General features: G+C 73.1%; 15 protein-coding genes. 7 read left to right on the top strand and 8 right to left on the bottom strand.

What is annotated here, in order from left to right; translation table 11 throughout:
• The first annotated feature begins 40 nt into the window (after window positions 1-40).
• The 3 genes from eccE (at window position 41) to rarD (ending at window position 3,577) form a co-directional block, all read left to right on the top strand.
• Window positions 41-1,915, top strand: coding sequence for a type VII secretion protein EccE (gene eccE / locus V1634_RS00690; RefSeq protein WP_331205755.1), 1,875 nt, complete (start codon window positions 41-43; stop codon window positions 1,913-1,915).
• An 85-nt stretch (window positions 1,916-2,000) separates the two neighbouring features.
• Complete coding sequence (locus tag V1634_RS00685) at window positions 2,001-2,387, top strand: phage holin family protein (protein ID WP_331205754.1); 387 nt, start codon at window positions 2,001-2,003, stop codon at window positions 2,385-2,387.
• 257 nt (window positions 2,388-2,644) lie between these two features.
• The gene (gene rarD / locus V1634_RS00680) at window positions 2,645-3,577 is read left to right on the top strand and encodes an EamA family transporter RarD (RefSeq protein WP_331205753.1); all 933 of its coding nucleotides are present in this window, start codon (window positions 2,645-2,647) and stop codon (window positions 3,575-3,577) included.
• Window positions 3,578-3,598: 21 nt separating this feature from the next.
• On the opposite strand, the gene V1634_RS00675 is transcribed toward rarD, so the two are convergent.
• Both V1634_RS00675 and V1634_RS00670 read right to left on the bottom strand, forming a co-directional pair.
• Window positions 3,599-4,780, bottom strand: a complete 1,182-nt coding sequence (locus V1634_RS00675; RefSeq protein ID WP_331205752.1) for a glycosyltransferase — start codon at window positions 4,778-4,780, stop codon at window positions 3,599-3,601.
• On the bottom strand, window positions 4,777-5,832 hold the full coding sequence (locus tag V1634_RS00670) for a glycosyltransferase family 2 protein (protein ID WP_331205751.1): 1,056 nt from the start codon (window positions 5,830-5,832) through the stop codon (window positions 4,777-4,779). The genes V1634_RS00675 and V1634_RS00670 overlap by 4 nt, the downstream gene beginning before the upstream one ends.
• Window positions 5,833-6,150: 318 nt before the next feature.
• Here V1634_RS00670 and V1634_RS00665 point away from each other — a divergent pair, with 318 nt between their 5' ends.
• On the top strand, window positions 6,151-7,749 hold the full coding sequence (locus tag V1634_RS00665) for a glycosyltransferase family 2 protein (RefSeq protein WP_331206089.1): 1,599 nt from the start codon (window positions 6,151-6,153) through the stop codon (window positions 7,747-7,749).
• Here the strand turns inward: V1634_RS00665 and V1634_RS00660 are convergent.
• Window positions 7,712-8,455 (bottom strand): TetR/AcrR family transcriptional regulator, encoded by a 744-nt coding sequence (locus V1634_RS00660; protein ID WP_331205750.1) that lies wholly within the window; start codon window positions 8,453-8,455, stop codon window positions 7,712-7,714. The genes V1634_RS00665 and V1634_RS00660 overlap by 38 nt on opposite strands.
• 86 nt (window positions 8,456-8,541) lie before the next feature.
• Between V1634_RS00660 and V1634_RS00655 the strand changes: the two genes are divergently transcribed.
• Window positions 8,542-10,152: an ABC-F family ATP-binding cassette domain-containing protein gene (locus tag V1634_RS00655; protein ID WP_331205749.1), complete on the top strand. Its 1,611-nt coding sequence runs from the start codon at window positions 8,542-8,544 to the stop codon at window positions 10,150-10,152.
• Window positions 10,153-10,322: 170 nt separating this feature from the next.
• Here the strand turns inward: V1634_RS00655 and V1634_RS00650 are convergent, their stop codons facing one another.
• From V1634_RS00650 to V1634_RS00640, 3 genes are all read right to left on the bottom strand, one after another.
• On the bottom strand, window positions 10,323-10,913 hold the full coding sequence (locus V1634_RS00650) for a DoxX family membrane protein (protein WP_407951686.1): 591 nt from the start codon (window positions 10,911-10,913) through the stop codon (window positions 10,323-10,325).
• A gap of 154 nt (window positions 10,914-11,067) precedes the next feature.
• Complete coding sequence (locus tag V1634_RS00645; RefSeq protein WP_331205748.1) at window positions 11,068-11,763, bottom strand: anti-sigma factor family protein; 696 nt, start codon at window positions 11,761-11,763, stop codon at window positions 11,068-11,070.
• Window positions 11,760-12,275 carry a sigma-70 family RNA polymerase sigma factor gene (locus tag V1634_RS00640; RefSeq protein ID WP_331206087.1) on the bottom strand — a complete coding sequence of 172 codons (516 nt, stop codon included), beginning with the start codon at window positions 12,273-12,275 and terminating at the stop codon, window positions 11,760-11,762. Before V1634_RS00640 ends, V1634_RS00645 begins: the two co-directional genes overlap by 4 nt.
• Window positions 12,276-12,559: 284 nt before the next feature.
• Between V1634_RS00640 and V1634_RS00635 the strand changes: the two genes are divergently transcribed.
• Window positions 12,560-14,689, top strand: coding sequence for a PhoX family protein (locus tag V1634_RS00635; protein ID WP_331205747.1), 2,130 nt, complete (start codon window positions 12,560-12,562; stop codon window positions 14,687-14,689).
• An 87-nt stretch (window positions 14,690-14,776) separates the two neighbouring features.
• Here the strand turns inward: V1634_RS00635 and V1634_RS00630 are convergent, their stop codons facing one another.
• Window positions 14,777-15,559, bottom strand: a complete 783-nt coding sequence (locus tag V1634_RS00630; RefSeq protein ID WP_107262179.1) for an IclR family transcriptional regulator — start codon at window positions 15,557-15,559, stop codon at window positions 14,777-14,779.
• Window positions 15,560-15,711: 152 nt separating this feature from the next.
• On the opposite strand from V1634_RS00630, the gene V1634_RS00625 reads away from it, so the two are divergent.
• The gene (locus V1634_RS00625; protein WP_331205746.1) at window positions 15,712-17,016 is read left to right on the top strand and encodes an MFS transporter; all 1,305 of its coding nucleotides are present in this window, start codon (window positions 15,712-15,714) and stop codon (window positions 17,014-17,016) included.
• 89 nt (window positions 17,017-17,105) lie between these two features.
• On the opposite strand, the gene V1634_RS00620 is transcribed toward V1634_RS00625, so the two are convergent.
• Window positions 17,106-18,149, bottom strand: a complete 1,044-nt coding sequence (locus V1634_RS00620) for a polyprenyl synthetase family protein (RefSeq protein ID WP_407951685.1) — start codon at window positions 18,147-18,149, stop codon at window positions 17,106-17,108.
• Between the last annotated feature and the right edge of the window lie 23 nt (window positions 18,150-18,172).

Here is an 18,172-nt window from a genome sequence, read left to right as displayed (position 1 = left end):
CGGGCCCACGGCCGACGCCCATCCAGGGGAGGCTATCGCGGTGACGCTAACTGCGGCAGACAACCGGACCCGGCCCACCGGCACCCCGGGCAGCCGGATCGACCGGTCGCCACCGGCGCCACTGCCGGCATCGTCCACACCGTCCCGGTCCGGCCTGTTCGGCGTACGGGCCGGGCAGATCGTGGCCCTCCAGGTGGCGCTGGCCCTCGTGCTCGCCGCCGCCAGCCAGGGCCCGCTGCTGCTCGCCGGGGCCGCGCTGCTCGCCGTCGCCCTGGTGGTGCTGACCTGGCTCCGGATGCGTCGGCGCTGGCTGTTCGAGTGGATCGCCATCGGGCTGCGCTACTCCTCGCGGCAGCGGACACTGCCGCAGGCCGCGCCGCCTGAGGCCCTGCTCGACCTGGTCAACCCCGGCGCGGTGGTGCTGCCGGTCGACCTCGCCGGCGACGCCGCCTGCATGGTCAGCGACGCCTACGGCCTCACCGCCGTCCTCGAACTCGGTGACCAGGTCGGCATGCTCGCCGACAGCCCGCAGTCGCTGCTCTCCCCGGCCGGCCTGCTCCCGGCAGCCAGCGCGGAGACCCCGCCGATGCGGGTGCAACTGGTGCTCACCGGCGCTCCGGCGCCGACGCTTAGCGCCGGTGGCGGCACCCCGGCGACGTCGTACCGGCAGCTCACCGAGGGGCGGCTGCTCGGGCACGAGCGGGCCCTGCTCGCCGTCCGGGTGCTGCGCGCCGACGGGTGGTCCGACGACGACCTGCGCCGAGCGCTCTCCAGCGCCGTACGCAAGGTGCGCCGCCGGCTCACCCCGGTGCCGACCCGGGTGCTCGGCGAACGCGCCGCGCTCGGCGTACTCGCGGAGACGGTGCACCACGACGGCGCGCAACCGGCCCGGGAGAACTGGCAGGGTGTCAGCCTGGGCGGCCTGTTGCAGACGACTTTCCGGCTGCGCCGCTGGCCGGACCTGCGGACCGAGGCGGGCCGCCGGTTCGTGCCCCGGCTGCTGGCGCTGCCGGCGACCGCGACCACGGTCTCGGTGAGCGCCGGGCCGTGGGCGGGCGGCGGCACCGACAACATCCGGGTGGACGTCACGGTACGGGTGGCCGCCGACAGCCCTCAGACGCTCGGTACCGCCGTCCAGGCGCTGCGCCGGCTGCTCTCCGCCGAGCACGCCGTGGCCCGGCGGCTGGACGGCGAACAGCTCGACGGCGTCGCCGCCACCCTGCCGCTGGGGGTGCTTGGCGCCGGCCCGACCGCCCCGGCACCGGCCACCACCCTGCCGTCCTCCTCCGTGGACTCGCTCGACCTGCCGATCGGTCTGGCCGGGTTGATGCTCGGCGCCAACCGGCACGGCGCGGCGGTGGTCGCCCGGCTGTTCCGGGCCGAGACCACCCGGGTGGTCCTGATCGGCGGCGTACGCGCGGCGCAGCTCATCGCGCTGCGGGCGATGGCGCTCGGCGCCCGGATCGTGGTGCAGACGGCCCGGCCGCGCGCCTGGGAGCCGTTCGTCCGTGGTGCCAGTGGGCCGGGTTCGCCGATCGCGATGATCCCGCCGGGGCGGCCGGTGGGTGGCCCGCCCGGCACCCAACTGCACCCGCTGCTGGTGGTGGTCGACGTCGGCCCGGTGGCCGCCGACTCGCAGCCGGGGCCGGGTTGGCAGACCAGCCTTGTCGTACGCGACGAACTCGCCCCGGTCGACGTCGACGCCGTCTCCCGGGCCGACCTGGTGGTGTTGCAGCCGCTGCGTCCGCACGAGGCGCAGTTGGCCGGCGTGGCGCTCGGGCTGGGCGACTCGGCGGACTGGCTGACCCGGATCCGGGCCGACATGGTCGGGGTGATCAACCGTCGGGTGCTGCGCTGGGCGCTGCTCTCGGCCACCCCGATCGAGGCCCAACTGATCGGCCCGCCGGCCCGGTAGCCGCGCCCGCCGGGGCGGTCCCGGCCGCGGTCCTGGCAGGATTTGATCTGGGCGGCTTTGGGATCACGTGGCACCATCTGCGGGCATGGGTTTCCTGACAGGTCTTCTCGTCCGGCTCGGCAGCACCGCCCTGGCCTTCTGGCTCGCCACGCTGCTCATCCCGGGGATCACCCTGGGTACCGACTCGATCGGCGAGGCGGTGATCACGCTGGTGCTGGTGGCGGTCATCTTCGGGGTGGTCAACGGCGTGCTCCAGCCGATCATCAAGACCCTCGGCTGCGGGCTCTACCTGCTCACGCTCGGCCTGATCGCGCTGGTGGTGAACGCGCTGCTGTTCATGCTCACCAGCGCCATCGCCGGTGCACTCGGCCTGCCGTTCGACGTCGACGGGTTCTGGCCGGCGGCGGTGCTCGGCGCGCTCTTCGTGAGCGTGGTCACCTGGCTGCTCGGCCTGCTGCTGGACCGCGACTGAGCCGTTCACCCCGCCCCGGCACCGGCCGGTCGTCGACCCGCACCGACACCAACCACTGGTCGGGAATTGGTTCGGAGCGGCCGGGCCGGGCGGGGATAGCGTCGCAGGGTGCTGACCACGACAGGAGACGTCGACGGATACGAGTTCTGCGCCGGTGGCGGTAACCGGCTCGGTGCGGGCCACGGGACGGTACCGGATCCGGTGAGACCGCTCACGGGAAAGGGCTCCGATCCCGATCTGCCCCTTACGGTGGAGCGATGAACCAGGTACGGCGCGGATACCTCTACGGCCTCGGCGCCTACACCATGTGGGGTTTCTTCCCGCTCTACATCCGGCTGCTGGAGCCGGCCGGGCCGGTCGAGATCCTGGCCCACCGGGTGGTCTGGTCGGTGGTCTTCGTGGCGCTGCTGCTCGCGGTGGCCCGCAACTGGGGTTTCCTGCGCGAGCTGCGGCACCGCCCGGGCAAGCTCGCCGGGATCGGGCTCGCCGCCGCGCTGATCGCGGTCAACTGGGGCGCCTACATCTACGGCGTCAACTCGGAACGGGTCGTCGAGACCGCGCTCGGCTACTTCATCAACCCGCTGGTCGTCGTCCTGCTCGGGGTAGCCGTGCTGCGCGAGCGGCTGCGGGTCGCCCAGTGGGTGGCACTCGGCATCGGCGGCGTCGCGGTGGCGGTACTGACCCTCGACTACGGCCGGCTGCCCTACCTGGCGCTCACCCTGGCGGCGAGCTTCGGCAGCTACAGCCTGGTGAAGAAGCGGCTCGGGCTGCCCGCCGCCGAGGGGATGTTCATCGAGTCGGCGGCGCTCACCCTGCCGGCACTCGGCTATCTGGGCTGGCTCACCTGGCACTCCGAGTCCAGCTTCGGTCAGGTCTCCGCCGGGCACACCGCCCTGCTGATGCTGGCCGGTGCGGCCACCGCCATCCCGCTGCTGATGTTCGCGGGTGCGGCGAACCGGCTCTCGCTGACCGCGCTCGGCATGTTGCAGTACCTGGCGCCGATCCTCCAGCTCGGTTTCGGCGTACTCGTCTTCCACGAGCCGATGCCACCGGCCCGGCTGGCCGGTTTCGCGCTGGTCTGGCTGGCCCTGGTGGTCTTCACGGCGGACGCGATCCGGAACGTCCGGCGGTCCCGTACCGCGCTGCTGGCCGCCACCCCGGAGCCGGCGGCGGCGACCGCCGCCCGCTGACCGCGTCGGGCGCCCCGCCCGTCAGGCCGGGTCGCGGGACGCTGCCGTGGCCGGTGCGGTGGTACGACCGACCGCCACCGACTCGTACAGCTCCTCGAGCAGCCGGGTCTGCCGGTGCAGGTCGAAGTGCTCGGCCACGTGCCGGCGGGCCCGCGCGCCGAGCCGGGTCCGCAGGTCGTCGTCGGCCAGGAGCTGCCGGATGTTGCCGGCCAGGGCCGCCCGGTCCCCCTCCGGGCCGAGCAGGCCCGTCTCGCCGGGCAGCACCGCCTCCGGGATCCCGCTGTGATAGGTCGAGACCGTCGGCAGCCCCAGGCTCGCCGCCTCCAGGATCGTCGTCGGCAGCCCCTCGGCGTCCCCGTCCGGGGCCGTCCGGGACGGCGAGACGAAGACCTTCGACTCCGCCAGGTGACGGGCGACCGCGGACGGCTCCTGCGCGCCCAGGAACGTCGCGTCCAGGCCGAGGGCGGCGGCCCGCTCCCGGACCGGCCACTCCAGCGGCCCGGAGCCGATCAGCAGCACCCGGGGCCGCCGGTCGTGCAGGGTGCCGAGCGCCTCGACGAGGTCGTCGACGCCCTTCTTCTCGACGAACCGGCCGACGAAGGCGACGTCCCACCGCTTCGGCACGTCCGGCACCTCGGCCGGGATCGGTACCCCGGTGTGGTGCACCCGGACCTTCGCCGGGTGCGCGCCGGCCGCGATCGCCCTCTCCCGGATGAACCCGCTGACCGCCAGGATCAGTGCGGCCCGGTCGAACGCCTGGCGCAGGTTGCGCCGGTACCGGATGCCGCGCAGGCCGGGCGCGTGCGGCTGCCGCGTCACGTCGTAGCCGTGCACGGTCACCACCAGCGGTACCCCGAGCTGCCCGGCCGTCCGGCTGATCAGCCAACCGTCGTTGCCGAAGTGCGCGTGCACCACCGCCGGGCGCAGCTCGGCCAGCAGCCGCCGCAGCCTCGGCGACTCGCCGGTCAGCCGGAGCCGGAGGAAGGCCCGGCGGTCCCGGCCGCCGTCCGGATAGGCGATCACGTCGGTGTCGGCGGCCAGCGGCGAGCCGACCCGGGTGGCGCCGAGGAATCTCGGCTGCCAGCGGGGCAGCGCGAGACCCTGGTTGCGGATGAACGTCTCGGAGCCGGCGAGCAGCCCACTGCGCCAGATCACCACGGTGGGCGCCGCACCTGGCCCGGCGGACGGGAGCGGGGCGCTCACGCGCCGATCTCGCTTGGCCGGCCGGAGTCGCCGGAGACCCGCCGGGCCGGGCCGACCGGCCGCCGGGCATCCGTGGTGGCGGCCGGAGCGGGCCGGGTCGGCGCGGCCGTGCGGCCGGCACCGGGCCGGCGCAGGATCCGGTCCCGCAGGGTACGCCGGAGCTGCGGCGGGACCAGCCAGATCTGCCCGAACGCCAGGTAGTCGAAGAATCCCGGCTGCCCGTGCCGGCGCGCCTCGGCCAGCAGGGTACGGAACGCCGTCGCGCTCCGGGTCGGTGCCGCCATCGAGCTGATCACGCTCATCGTGAGCGCAGCGTACGCCCGACGGGTGAGCAGCGGCCGAATCCGTTGCAGCCACTCGAACTGCTCCGCCCAGTCGGTGTCGAAGGTGATCCGGGGACGGTCCTCGTCCTGGTGCCAGATCACCAGCGGCTCGGCGGCGTAGACGAGGCCGACATCGGCGTGGCCGAGCGCCCGGAACGTCCAGTCGAGTTCCTGGAGGCGGCGCAGCCCGACGGTGAACGGCACCCGGCGCAGCAGCTCGGTCGGGGCCAGGATGGTCGAGGTCTGGATGAAGCCGTCGCCGTGGAACAGCCCGCGCCGGACGGTGAGGTACTCGGTCAGCGGCTCGCCGACCGCCGGCAGCCGGCGCGGCATCACGAACTCGGCCCGGGGCGTCCGGTTGCGCAGCCGGCAGGCGACGATCGGCATCGCCACCCGGGCGCTCTCCGCCAGGTCCAACTGCACGGCGAGCTTGGTCGGCAGCCACTCGTCGTCGTCGTCGAGCAGGGCCGTCCAGCGGGCCCGCGCCGCGCCGACGCCGACGTTGCGGGCGTTCGGCGCCCCAGCCGAAGAGGGCAGCGCCACCACCCGGAGCCGGTCGTCGCCGAAGGCCGCCAGCGCTTGCCGGGTCTCCTCGTCCGGGCCGTCGACCACGACGACGATTTCGAGATCGGTCACGGTCTGCGCCAGTACGCTGCGGACCGCGCGGGTCACCAGGTCCGGCCGACCGCGGGTGGGGATCACGACGCTGACGTCAGGTGTGGAGGACATGAAGACCCGCTAACTCGTCGGGGGGATTCCTGTCGGGCAATACCGGACGTGAACGTTATTGGCCGTACCGGGTGCGCGGGTTAATTTAAGGCGGAGAATGCGCGTACATTGGTCGGGCGGTATCCGACCGACCGATGTCGGAGCCGCCAGGCAGGGCTTCGGCGAATTGGGTGAACACCGGATGAACAACGGTGGCGGAGTGCCGGGGCGGGTCGGTGACGTACACTCGCCGTCAATTCGTCCGGGGCCCGGAAATCGAATTGGTGAATTCGGGGAATCGGGCGGGTGAACCTGCGGAGAATGGAGGGCGACGCACCGATGAGCACGCCGGACGTCAGCGTGGTGGTGCCGGTCTACAACACCATGCCCTATCTGACCCGGTGCCTGGACTCGCTGGTCCGGCAGACCATCGGGCTGTCCCGGATGCAGGTCGTCGCGGTCGACGACGGCTCGACCGACCGCAGCGGCGCCGAGCTGGACCGGTACGCCGCCCGCTATCCCGGCACCTTCACCGTCATCCACCAGCCGAACTCGGGCGGGCCGGCCGGCCCGTGCAACCGGGGTCTCGACGCCGCCACCGGCCGGTACGTCTTCTTCGTCGGCGCCGACGACCACCTCGGCCCCGAGGCACTGGAACGGCTGGTCACCGCCGCCGACGCCTGGGAGTCGGACGTGCTGCTCGGCAAGGTGGTCGGGGTCAACAGCCGGCACATCTACCAGGACATCTTCGCCCGCAACGCCGTCGACGTGGACCTCTTCGACTCACCGCTGCCGCGCTCGCTGGCCAACACCAAACTGTTCCGCCGGGAACTGCTCGACCGGTACGGCATCCGCTACCGCGAGGAGCTGCGGATCGCCAGCGACCTGCCGTTCACCCTGGAGGCGTGCTACCGGGCCCGGCGCATCTCGGTGCTGGCCGACTACGAGTTCTACTACGCCGTACGCCGGTTCGGTGCCACCAACATCACCTATCTGAGCCGGCACCTGGAGCGGCTGCGTACCGTCGAGGCGAACCTGGCGTTCGTGGCCGACCTGATCGAGCCGGGCAAGCGGCGCGACGCGATCATGGTGCGCCGGTTCGACCACGAGGTCGCCAAACTGGTCGAGGACGACCTGCTCCGGCTCGACCGGGAAAGCCAGCAGGCGGTGCACGACGGCGTCGGGCGGCTGGTGGCGGAGCACCTGAGCGGGGAAATCGCCGACCAGTTGGGGGCGGAGACCCGGATCCGGTTCGCGTTGACCCGGCACGGCAGCCTCGACGACCTGCTCGCGGTGATCCGGCGGGACGCCGAGGTCGGTGTGCCGGCCACGGTGGTCGAGGGCGTCCGGCGGTATGCGGCGTACCCGGGGTTCCGGGACCCGGCGCGTGGCCTGCCGGACTCCTGCTTCGACGTGACGGCGGTGCCGGAGTGGCCGGCGAAGCTCGACGCCACCGGTTTCGGCTGGGAGCACGACGAGCGGGGCGAGCGGGTGTTGACGATCACCGCGTACTCGCCGCTGCCGGACCTGGCGGGGCACGGTGCCGATCCCCTGTCGGTGAGCGCGGAGGAGGTCCGGGCCGAGACGGTGCTGCTCGCCAGCGGCGAGGCGGGCAGCAGCGTACGGATCAGGTTCCGCGCCGCCGACCTGCTCGCCGGCACCGGCCCGACCGGCCGGCGCCGGATCGTCTCGGCCCAGGCCGGCCCCTTCGACCCCGGGCGGGCGCTGGGCGCGCACAGTGCGGCGGGTGCGGGTGGCGCGGCGGCGCTGCGGGCGCCGAGGCTGGACCGGGCGGTGCCGCTGGTACGCCGCCGGGGCGCCCGGCTCTGCCTGCTCACCCCGGTCCGGGACGAGTCCGGCCGCCTGATGATCTCGGTCGTGCCGGTCACCCCCGGCCGGGTCACCGCCCGGTTGCGCCAGAAGCTCCGCCGCCGCTGACCGTCCCGGACCGGCGGTCCCCCGCCGCTGACCGGCGGCCGCGGTCGGTGGGGAGGCCGTCGAGCAGGTACGCCAGGCCGCGCCGGAAGGTGTCGTCCTCGTCCCGGTCGTCCAGGTGCCCGGTCTCGACCAGGGTGGGATAGCGCTCCCGTTGGGCGGCGAGGTGCGCCCGGGCGGCCTGCCGCGACTCGGGATCGTCGAGTCGTTGCCACGACGAGAGCGTGACGGCGGCCCCGATGACGTAGTTGGCCAGCGCGTGCGTGGCGGCGCTCAGGTCCGGCTCCACCAGCCCGGCCCGGCGCAGCGCGGTCTGGAGGAACTCGGTCCGGGTCAGCACGTTCGGCCCGAGCAACGGCCGGCCGACCAGCGCCGCCGACCACGGGTGCCGGAGCATCGCGGCCCGCCAGCCGAGCAGCAGTGTCTCGACGTCGCCCCGCCAGTCCCGCCGGGTTGTCGGCGGTTCGGGGAGGGCGACCTCGCCGAAGATCTGGTCCAGAGCCAGGTCGAGTACGTCGTCCTTGTTGGTGACGTGCCAGTAGAGCGTGGTGGAGCCGGCGCCGAGCCGCTCGGCCAGCCGGCGCATGGTGAGCCCGCCGACGCCCTCTCGGTCGAGCAGTTCGATCGCCGCACCGACGATCCGGTCCCGGTGCAGCGGCGGCCCGCTGCGGCCCGGGGAACGCGGAGGTCGCAACCACACTCCTGCCATGACCGGAGTCTAGTCCGGCGTTCCGGCTCTAGAACGTTGTTCTAGACTCTAGAACGTTGGTCTAGAGGCCCGGTCGGGAGGTCCCCGTGGCACACGTCGAGATCCGACACCTGCACCACCGGCTGCCGGACGGGCGCCCGCTCCTCGACGACGTGTCGTTCCGGGTCGCCGACGGGGTCACCGCCGCACTCGTCGGGCCGAACGGCGCCGGCAAGACCACCCTGCTCCGGCTGATCGCCGGCGATCTGGCCCCGACCGCCGGCGAGATCGTCACCACCGGCGGGCTCGGCGTGATGCGCCAGTTCATCGGCACGATCCGCGACCACCGCAGCGTCGGCGACCTGCTGCTGTCGGTGGCGCCCGACCGGATCCGGCGGGCCGCCGCCGAACGCGCCGGGGCCGAGCGCGCACTGCGGGAACGCGACGACGAACCGGCCCAACTCCGCTACGCGCACGCCGTCACCGAGTACGTCGAGGCCGGCGGCTACGACCTCGAAGTCGTCTGGGAGGCGGTGACCACGGCGGCGCTCGGGCTGCCGTACGAGCGGGCCGCCGGGCGGGACGTGAACACCCTCTCCGGCGGCGAACAGAAGCGACTCGTGCTGGAGGCCCTGCTGCGCGGCCCCGACCGGCTGCTGCTGCTCGACGAGCCCGACAACTACCTCGACGTACCGGGCAAGCAGTGGCTGGAGCGGCAGCTCCGGGCCAGCACCAAGACGGTGCTGCTGGTCTCGCACGACCGGCAACTGCTCGCCGAGGCGGCCGACCGGATCGTCACCGTCGAGGACCGGCAGGTCTGGGTGCACGGCGGAAGCTTCGCCAGCTATCCGGCGGCCCGGCAGGACCGGATCGACCGGCTCGACGAACGCCGCCGAATCTGGGAGTCCGAGCACGCCCGGCTCCGGCACCTGGTGCACCTCGCCCGGCAGGGCGCGGCCCGCAACGACGCGCTCGCCTCGGCGTACCGGGCGGCACGGAGCCGACTGGCCCGGTTCGAGTCCGCCGGTCCGCCGACCCGACCGCCGAAGGAGCAGAACGTGCGGATCCGGCTGCGCGGCGGACGTACCGGTAAACAGGCCCTCGTCTGCCGGCAACTCGAACTGACCGGCCTGATGCGCCCCTTCGACCTGGAGATCTGGTACGGCGAGCGCGTCGCCGTACTCGGCTCCAACGGCTCCGGCAAGTCCCAGTTCCTCCGGCTGCTGTCCGGGGCCGAGCAGGTGCCGCACCGGGGTGAGGTACGGCTCGGTGCCCGGGTCGTACCCGGGCTCTTCGCCCAGACCCACGCCCGCCCCGACCTGTACGGCCGCACCCCCGCCGAGATCCTGATGACCGAGCATGCCCTGCTCCGCAACGACGCGATGGCGGCACTGGCCCGCTACGAGATCGCACCCGCCCGGGACCAGCCGTTCCAGAGCCTCTCCGGCGGCGAGCAGGCCCGGTTGCAGATCCTGCTGCTCGAACTGGCCGGGGCGACCCTGCTGCTGCTCGACGAGCCGACCGACAACCTCGACCTGGCCAGCGCCGACGCGCTGCAACGCGGCCTGGAGGGCTTCGCCGGCACGGTCCTCACGGTCACCCACGACCGCTGGTTCGCCGCGCACACCGACCGCTACCTGCTCTTCGGCGCCGACGGCCGGGTCGTCGAGACCGACGAACCCATCTGGACCGAGGGCCGCGTCGACCGCCCCCGCTGAGCCTGCCCAACGCCGGCAACGCGGCGACCTCGTGATCCCGTAGCGCCTGGCCGGCTATGGCGAGCCAGACGCTACGGGATCACGAAATAACCGGTCTCGCGGACCGGTGGGGGGACGGTCCGCGAGACGGGTGGGGGGTTGTGGGCCGCCGCCGGGCGACCCGGATCGGGTCAGATCATCCAGCGGTGGCGCTGCACGAAGGGCAGTCGCGCCCACATCCGGCCCAGCCCCCAGGTGTGCCCGGCGTACGTCGCGGCCAGCACGACCAGCACGAGGGCGTAGACCAGGTGGTAGTCCATGAACGGGTTGGTGGAGCCGGTCGGCTCACCGGCGCTGTTGTGCTGGGCGAGGGGGAACTCCGCGAACCACATCAGCACCATGATGAGTGCGCCCGAGGCGGCGGCGGCCCGCAGGCCGATGCCGGCGATCAACGCGACGCCGACGCCGAGCATGCCGAGCATGAAGAGCCAGTTCGCCCACCAGGTCCCGGCGATGCTGTGCGCGACCGACTCGAACGGTCCCACCGAGACGTGCGAGAGGAAGCCCTCGGTCGGCGAGCCGCCGTTGATCCAGGCTCGCTCGCCCGGCGTCGAGTAGCCGAGGCCGAAGGTCTTGTCCAGGAAGGCCCAGAGAAAGACGAAGCCGGTCGAGATGCGCAGCACGGCGAGCGCCTTGGCGCCGGTCCTGCTCAACATCGCGCCGGGCGAGTCGGCCCGCTCCAGCACAGTGGTGATCGGGCGGATGGAGTGGCGGGTGGTCATCGTGACCTCCGAGGTCGACCCTTGTCCTGACACCCATCACTCTGCTCGCTGCGGCGCCGCCGCACCCGGGCCCGAGCGCCCCAATGCCCGGGACCAACGACCCGCCCGGGTCCCGGGACCAAAGACCCTGTCGACGTTCCACAGTCGACCGGCGCTACGGCACGTCGTAGGCGAGCAGCGGGGTGTTGTCGTACCGGAGGAGTTCCAGGCGGATCAGCTCGGACCTGGTGAACCGGGTGACGCCGGTGAAGGTGGCGTCGTCGCCGGGGGCGGCGAGCCAGGACCCGATCTGCTCCGTCTCGCCGTTCGGGCCGTGCGCCACCAGCCGGAACGTGTACGCCTTCGTGTAGTCCCGGGTCTTCGCGTACTGGCAACGCATCGTGACCGCGGTGCCCCACCGGTTACCGTCGAAGCCGATCTCGGCGCTGACCGGCACGTTGCCGTGTACCGGCTGCATCGCGACCATCCGCACCTCGACGTCGGTGCCGGTCTTCCCACCGCCGATCACGGGTACGGCGACGCCGAAGCCGAGCACGGCGGCCAGGGCGGCGGCGACCAGGGCGAACCCGCCGGTGCGGAGCCGGCCGCGGCGCCGCTCCCGGTGCCGGCGGGCCCGGGCCTCGTCGAGCAGCTTCGGCAGCCGTTCACCGGCGCTCGGCACCGGGGCGATCTCCTCCAGCCCGGCCGGATCGAGTCGCCCCAGCAGTCCCGGCAGTACGGCGAGTTCGGCGACCGCCTCCCGGCAGGTCGGGCAGCCGGCCAGGTGCCGTTCGTACCCGGCCCGCTCGGCGGGAGACAGGGCGCCCAGCACGTACGCCCCGTCGTCGTGGGCGTACTCGCAATTCGTCACCCGGTCACCCCCATCTCCGCCAGTACCAGCCGCAGCGACCGCAGCGCGTAGTGCGTCCGCGACTTCACCGTCCCCGGCGGTACGCCCAGCCGGGCCGCCGCCTCGGTCACCGACCGGCCCCGGTAGAAGCACTCCACCAGCACCTCCCGGTGCGGCGGCGAGAGTCGGTTGAGCGCCTCCGCCACCGTCCAGGCCTCCACCGCCCGGTCCGCCTCGTCGACCCCCTGCGGCGGCTCGGGCAGATCGTCGGTGATCACCTCGCCGACCCGGGCGCTGCGCCGCCGCCAGGCGTCGATGGCGAGGTTGCGGGCGATGGTGAAGAGCCAGGCCCGCACCGAACCCCGGTCCGGGTCGAGCGCCTCCGGATGCCGCCACGCCCGCAGCAGTGTCTCCTGCACCAGGTCCTCGGCGCGCTGCCGATCGCCGTCGGTCAGTCGCAGGGCGTGCGCGAGCAGCGCGTCAGCGTGTTCGTCGTGCATGGCGCGCAGCAGTTCGGCGTCCTGGTCGCTGATGGCTCGTCGCCTCCCGCCCGCTGGGCTCCGACCGACCCCGGCTCCTGGATTCACGCATCCGGTGGCCGGACGGTTCAACGGCGGTGGCGAAGCCCACCCGGCTTCGGCCCGACGGGCGGCGGCCCTGCGGAACGGGCCGCTGCCTGGAGGTGTTCACCGGCGGTTCATCCGACTGCCGGATGCCGCTCACGGCGTACTCCTAGCGTCCGGCAGGCACGCGTCCCCGTACGCATTACCCGAGGCGTCAAGGGCGCGCATCCCTGACACGAGGAGGCTCCATCTCCATGACCGAGCGACCCCGGCCGCTTCCCCTGCTCGGCCCGGCGGGCCACGGCGGGCGTGACGCCATGACCTGCATATACCGCTGTGGAAACGCGTGTGCGCACCCGGTGCCGAACGAGTCCGACAACCCGTACTTCGGTGACGTGGTCCAGGCCGGGGTGAGCCGGCGTGGCGTCGTCCGGGCCGGCGCGGTCGGCGCGCTGGTACTCGGTTTCGGCGGCGCCGCGGCCGGCGCGCTCGCCGGCTCCCCGGCGGCGGCCGCCCCCCGGGACGGGGCCGGCGCGACCCTGCCGGAGGTGCAGAGCTTCACCCCGGCCCGGCGGCCCGGCAACGCGGCGCTCACCTTCAAGCCGATCCCGCCGAACAAGCTCGACAGCCTGGTGGTGCCGAACGGGTACGACCACTCCGTGGTGATCCGCTGGGGCGACCCGGTGCTCCCCGGCGCGCCCGGCCTGGACGTGCACCGGCAGACGGCGGCCCGGCAGTCGCAGCAGTTCGGCTACAACAACGACTTCGTCGGGGTACTCCCGCTGGACCGCAGGGGCGAGCGGGCGCTGCTGGTGGTGAACCACGAGTACACCAACGAGAACCTGATGTTCCCGAACTTCACCACCTTCGACGCGATGAGCGTCGAGCAGATCCGGGTGGCGATGGCCGCGCACGGGCTCTCGGTGGTGGAGCTGGAGCGGGTCGGCGGGACCGGCGAGTGGAAGCCGGTCCGCGAGGGCCGGCTGAAGTACAACCGGCGGATCACCGCGCACACGACGAAGTTCGACTTCACCGGCCCGGCGGCCGGGTCGGCCTGGCTGAGGACCGCGGCGGACCCGTCGGGGCGGACCGCGATCGGCACCCTGAACAACTGCGCCGGTGGGATCACGCCGTGGGGCACGGTGCTCTCCGGCGAGGAGAACTTCAACCAGTACTTCGTGGGCGCCGACGCCGCGCCGGAGACGCTGAAGCCGAAACTGGCCCGGTACGGCATCAGCACCACCGCCCGCTATCCGTCCGACAGCCGGAAGTGGGAGCGCGCCGACGAGCGGTTCGACCTGGCGAAGCACCCGAACGAGGCGCACCGGTTCGGCTGGGTCGTCGAGGTGGACCCGTTCGACCCGGAGTCGAGGCCGCGCAAGCACACCGCGCTGGGCCGGTTCAAGCACGAGGGCGCGAACGTCATCGTGGCCGGGGACGGCCGGGTCGTGGCGTACATGGGCGACGACGAGCGGTTCGACTATCTCTACAAGTTCGTCTCGGAGAAGAAGTTCAAGAAGGGCGACTCCTGGACCGCCCGGGAGCACAACCTGACCCTGCTGGAGTCCGGCACCCTCTACGTCGCCAAGCTCGACCAGACCAGCGCCGGTGAGATCGACGGCTCGGGCAGGCTGCCGGCCGACGGTGCGTTCAACGGCCGGGGCAGGTGGATCAAGCTGGTCCGGGGCAACACCTCGTACGTCCCCGGCATGACCGCCGCCGACGTGCTCACCTTCACCCGGCTCGCCGGTGACGCGGTCGGCGCGACCAAGATGGACCGTCCGGAGGACGTCGAGCCGAGCCAGCTCACCGGCAAGGTGTACGTGGCGTTGACCAACAACACCAACCGGGGCGTCGGGACCAACCCGGCCGCCGACGAGGCGAACCCGCGCGGCAACAACAAGCACGGGCACGTACTGGAGCTGGTCGAGGACCGGAACGACAACACCTCGGAGACGTTCGCCTGGTCGGTGCCGATCGTCTGCGGCGACCCGGCGGACGCGTCGACGTACTTCGCCGGCTACGACAAGAGCAAGGTCTCCCCGATCTCCTGCCCGGACAACGTGGCGTTCGACGGCTCCGGCAACCTCTGGATCTCCACCGACGGCAACGCGCTGGGCAGCAACGACGGGCTCTTCGCCACCGCCGTCGAGGGTCCGGAGCGGGGCCACCTCAAGCAGTTCCTCACCGTGCCGCTCGGCGCGGAGACCTGCGGGCCGTTCATCACCACCGACAACCGCTCGGTCTTCGTCGCCGTGCAGCACCCGGGCGAGCTGTCCGGGGCGTCGCTGGCGAACCCGGCGTCGAACTGGCCGGACGGCGACTTCGCCAAGCCCGGCGTGGTGGTCACCTGGCGCCTCGACGGCGACGTCGTCGGAAGCTGACCGCCGCGACCCGCGGTCGACTCCGCCGTGGTCTCCTGCTCCCCCTCCCGGGGCAGCAGGAGACCACGTTCCGGTTCGGGGACCGGGTCAGGTCTCGGTGGCGAGGCCGTCGGCGACGGCGCGGGCCACCGCCAGCAGCTTGGCCCGGACCACCCGGGCCGAGGTCATCATCTCGGCGGCCGGCAGCGCGCAGGCGAGCACCACCCGGCGTTCCATGTCCTTGTCCGGGGTGACCAGCACGGCCGCACAGGCGACACCGTGCCGGAACTGGCCCAGCTCCAGGTGCATGCCGCGCCGGTCACCGGCCGCCAGGTCCGCCTCGAACGCGTCGGCGGCGACCAGGGTGGCCGAGGTGAACGGCCGCATCCCGTACTCGCGCAGATAGCGGAAGCGCTGCTCCGGGGTGAGGGTGGCCAGCAGCGCCTTGCCGAGCGCGGTGGCGTGGGCGCCCTCGTCGAAGCCGGGGACCAGGTCCTCCAGGTACGGCGACCGGGGCCCCTCGGCGAGCGCGGTGATCGCCACCTGCCCGCCGACGAACCGCCCCAGGTAGTGGCTGTAGCCGGTGTCCGAGGCGGCCCGACGCAGCGACTCGCCCACCGCCGGCGGTCCACGGAACGCGGTGACCAGCTCGCGGTACCGGTCCGCCACCTCCAATCCGACGATGTACGTGCCGTCTTCCCGCCTGATCACGTAGCCCTCGTAGGCGAGTGTGCGCACCAGGTGGTACGTGGTGGCCACAGTCAACTCGCAACGCCGGGCAATCTGTTTCACGGTCAGGCCCTTCGGTGCCCGTCCGACCGCTTCGAGCACGCGCAGGGCACGCGACACGCTGCGGATCAGGTCCGAAGGTTCCGCCAAGGGGTCGCGCACAACCACCTCCGCCGCCGGGGACTTACAGAATATGAAAAACCGGGCGCCTGCGAAATGCCCGATCGGATTGAGGATGCCAGATCTACGGCGACCGTGCGTACAGCCACCGACACGATCGGTTCGTACGGGCGGCTCGCGTAGGCTCGTCCCAAATGGCCGATCTAACCGATGACACCCCACAGGACGCAACGTTCGACCGGCCGACCCGTACGGTGCTCGCCGCCACTGTCATCACGGTCGCCGGGGTACTGCCGGTCTTCCTGATCGGCGGGCTCGCCGTCCAACTCGGCGCCGAGCTGGACTTCTCCCCCGCCGGCCTGGGGCTGGCCGTCGCCGTCTACTTCGGGGTGAGCGCGCTCGCCTCCGTCCCGTCCGGCGCCCTCGTCGAGCGGTACGGCCCGACCATGGTCGCCCGGGCCAGCCTGCTGCTGGTCGCGGCGGCCATGCTGGCGGTCGCCGCCGTGGCCCGCTCCTATCCGGTGCTGGTCGCCCTGCTGGCGGTGGTCGCCCTGGCCAACCCGCTCGGCCAGATGGCCAGCAACGCCACGCTGGCGCACCGGGTGCCGCCGGGCCGGCAGGGACTCTCCTTCGGGGTGAAGCAGGCCGCCATCCCGGCCGGAACGCTGCTGGCCGGAGCCGCCGTACCGGCCCTGGCGCTGACCGTCGGCTGGCGCTGGGCGTTCGTCGCCGCCGCCGTACTGGCGCTGGCCATCCTGCCGGTCGTACCCGTCGGCGCGGGGCGGGCGGCGGACCCGGCACGGGGGCGCGGCGGCCGGGCGAACGGGCCGCTGGTCGTCCTCGGCGTGGCCGGCACCCTGGCCGCCGGGGCCGCGAACGCCCTCGGCACCTTCCTGGTCGACTCGGCCGCGGCCCGGGGCCTCTCGCCGGGGCTCGCCGGGCTGGTGCTGACCCTGGGCGGCGCCGTCTGCCTGCTCTCCCGGATCCTGATGGGAGCGCTGGCCGACCGCCGCTCCGGCGGACACCTCAACACCGTCGCCGCGATGCTGGTGGTCGGTGCGGGCGGGCTGGGCCTGCTGCACCTGGCCGCCCCGCAGGCGCTGGTCGTCGGCGTGGTGCTCGCCTTCGGCCTCGGCTGGGCCTGGCCCGGGCTGCTCAACTTCGCGGTGGTCCGGCTGCATCCGCAGGCGCCGACCACCGCCACCTCGATCACCCAGACCGGGGTGTACGCCGGCGGCTGCCTCGGCCCGCTCAGCCTCGGCACCCTCGCCGAGCACCTCGGGTACCCGACGATGTGGCTGGTCGCGGCGGCGGCGATGCTGCTCGCCGCCGCGCTGATGCTGGCCGGCCGGCGGATGCTGCTGGCCAGTCTCCGCCGCCGGGCGGACGGCACGGTCCCACCGCCGGCCAGGCCGGTCCGGGTGCCCCGGCAGCGCCGGCCGGGCCGGATTTCCACCGAACCCCGGGAACCTGGCGGTACGGGCTCCGCCGTCGCCTGAGCCCGCGGAACCGGGCCGCCGGTGCCTCGCACCCCGGGACCGCGTCCCGAGCCGGAGAGCGGCGCCCTGAAGCCAGGGAATCGGCGTCCTCAGCCGGTGCGGTCGGCGATGAAGTCGCAGAGCGACTCAAGGGCCTGCCGGGGTGCGCTGTCGGGCAGCGGGGCGAGGCAGGAGCGGGCCTCCTCGGCATAGCTGCGGACCGTCTCCCGGGCCCGCTTCAGCGCCGGGGACTCGCGGAGCAGACCGAGCGCCTCGGCATGCAGCGCGTCGTCGGTGATCGGGCCGAGCGCGAGAATCTCCCGCAGGCGTACCGAGGCGGCGTCGCCGTCGTCCGTGCCGAGCGCGTAGAGCACCGGCAGGGTCGGCACGCCCTCCCGCAGGTCGGTGCCGGGAGTCTTGCCGGACTGCACCGACTCGGAGGAGATGTCGAGCAGGTCGTCGGAGAGCTGAAAGGCGACCCCGATGGTCTCGCCGTAACCGGCCAGCGCCTCGATGTGTGCGGCCGGGGCGCCGCCGAACATGCCGCCGAACCGGGCCGAGGTGGCGATCAGGGAACCGGTCTTCTCGGCGATCACGTGCAGGTAGTGCGCCACCGGGTCGGCGTCGCGCGGGCCGACGGTCTCGGCGATCTGCCCGTGCACCAGCCGGGCGAACGTCCGGGCCTGCAACCGGACCGCCTCGGTGCCGAGGTCGGCGGCGAGGTCCGCGGCCCGGGCGAAGAGATAGTCGCCGACCAGGATCGCCACCGAGTTGCCCCAGCGGGAGTTCGCACTCGGCGCACCCCGGCGCACCGGCGCCTCGTCCATCACGTCGTCGTGGTAGAGCGTGGCGAGGTGAGTGAGTTCTATCACCACCGCCGCCGGTACGACGTGCGGCGCGACCGGATCACCGAACTGGGCGCCGAGCGCCACCAGCAGGGGCCGGAACCGCTTGCCGCCGGCATCCATCAGGTGCCGGGCCGCCTCGTCCACCATCGGGTCGGCGCTGGCGACGTTGTCGCGCAGCTCCGACTCCACCCTGGCCAGCACACTGGCCACCGATGCTTCCACGCGGGCATCCGCGAACTCGAGCCCGATCGTGTCGAGCCCGAGGGCCGCCATGCCGCCAGCCGTTCCCCCCACGCCTTCAACCATGCCACACCCGCCGGCCAACCCCT

The organism is Plantactinospora veratri, assembly GCF_036421995.1.
GTDB classification, from domain to species: domain Bacteria; phylum Actinomycetota; class Actinomycetes; order Mycobacteriales; family Micromonosporaceae; genus Plantactinospora; species Plantactinospora veratri.
Note: the sequence above shows the minus strand (reverse complement) of the source record. Positions and strands in the feature narration are given on the sequence as shown.

What these genes read in the sequence shown, in the direction of transcription:
- V1634_RS00685 (WP_331205754.1), top strand. Translation starts at nt 2,001, where the DNA reads ATGGGTTTCCTGACAGGTCTTCTCGTCCGGCTCGGCAGCACCGCCCTG.
- rarD (WP_331205753.1), top strand. Translation starts at nt 2,645, where the DNA reads ATGAACCAGGTACGGCGCGGATACCTCTACGGCCTCGGCGCCTACACC.
- V1634_RS00670 (WP_331205751.1), bottom strand. Translation starts at nt 5,832, where the DNA reads ATGTCCTCCACACCTGACGTCAGCGTCGTGATCCCCACCCGCGGTCGG.
- V1634_RS00665 (WP_331206089.1), top strand. Translation starts at nt 6,151, where the DNA reads ATGAGCACGCCGGACGTCAGCGTGGTGGTGCCGGTCTACAACACCATG.
- V1634_RS00660 (WP_331205750.1), bottom strand. Translation starts at nt 8,455, where the DNA reads ATGGCAGGAGTGTGGTTGCGACCTCCGCGTTCCCCGGGCCGCAGCGGG.
- V1634_RS00650 (WP_407951686.1), bottom strand. Translation starts at nt 10,913, where the DNA reads ATGACCACCCGCCACTCCATCCGCCCGATCACCACTGTGCTGGAGCGG.
- V1634_RS00635 (WP_331205747.1), top strand. Translation starts at nt 12,560, where the DNA reads ATGACCGAGCGACCCCGGCCGCTTCCCCTGCTCGGCCCGGCGGGCCAC.
- V1634_RS00625 (WP_331205746.1), top strand. Translation starts at nt 15,712, where the DNA reads ATGGCCGATCTAACCGATGACACCCCACAGGACGCAACGTTCGACCGG.
- V1634_RS00620 (WP_407951685.1), bottom strand. Translation starts at nt 18,149, where the DNA reads ATGGTTGAAGGCGTGGGGGGAACGGCTGGCGGCATGGCGGCCCTCGGG.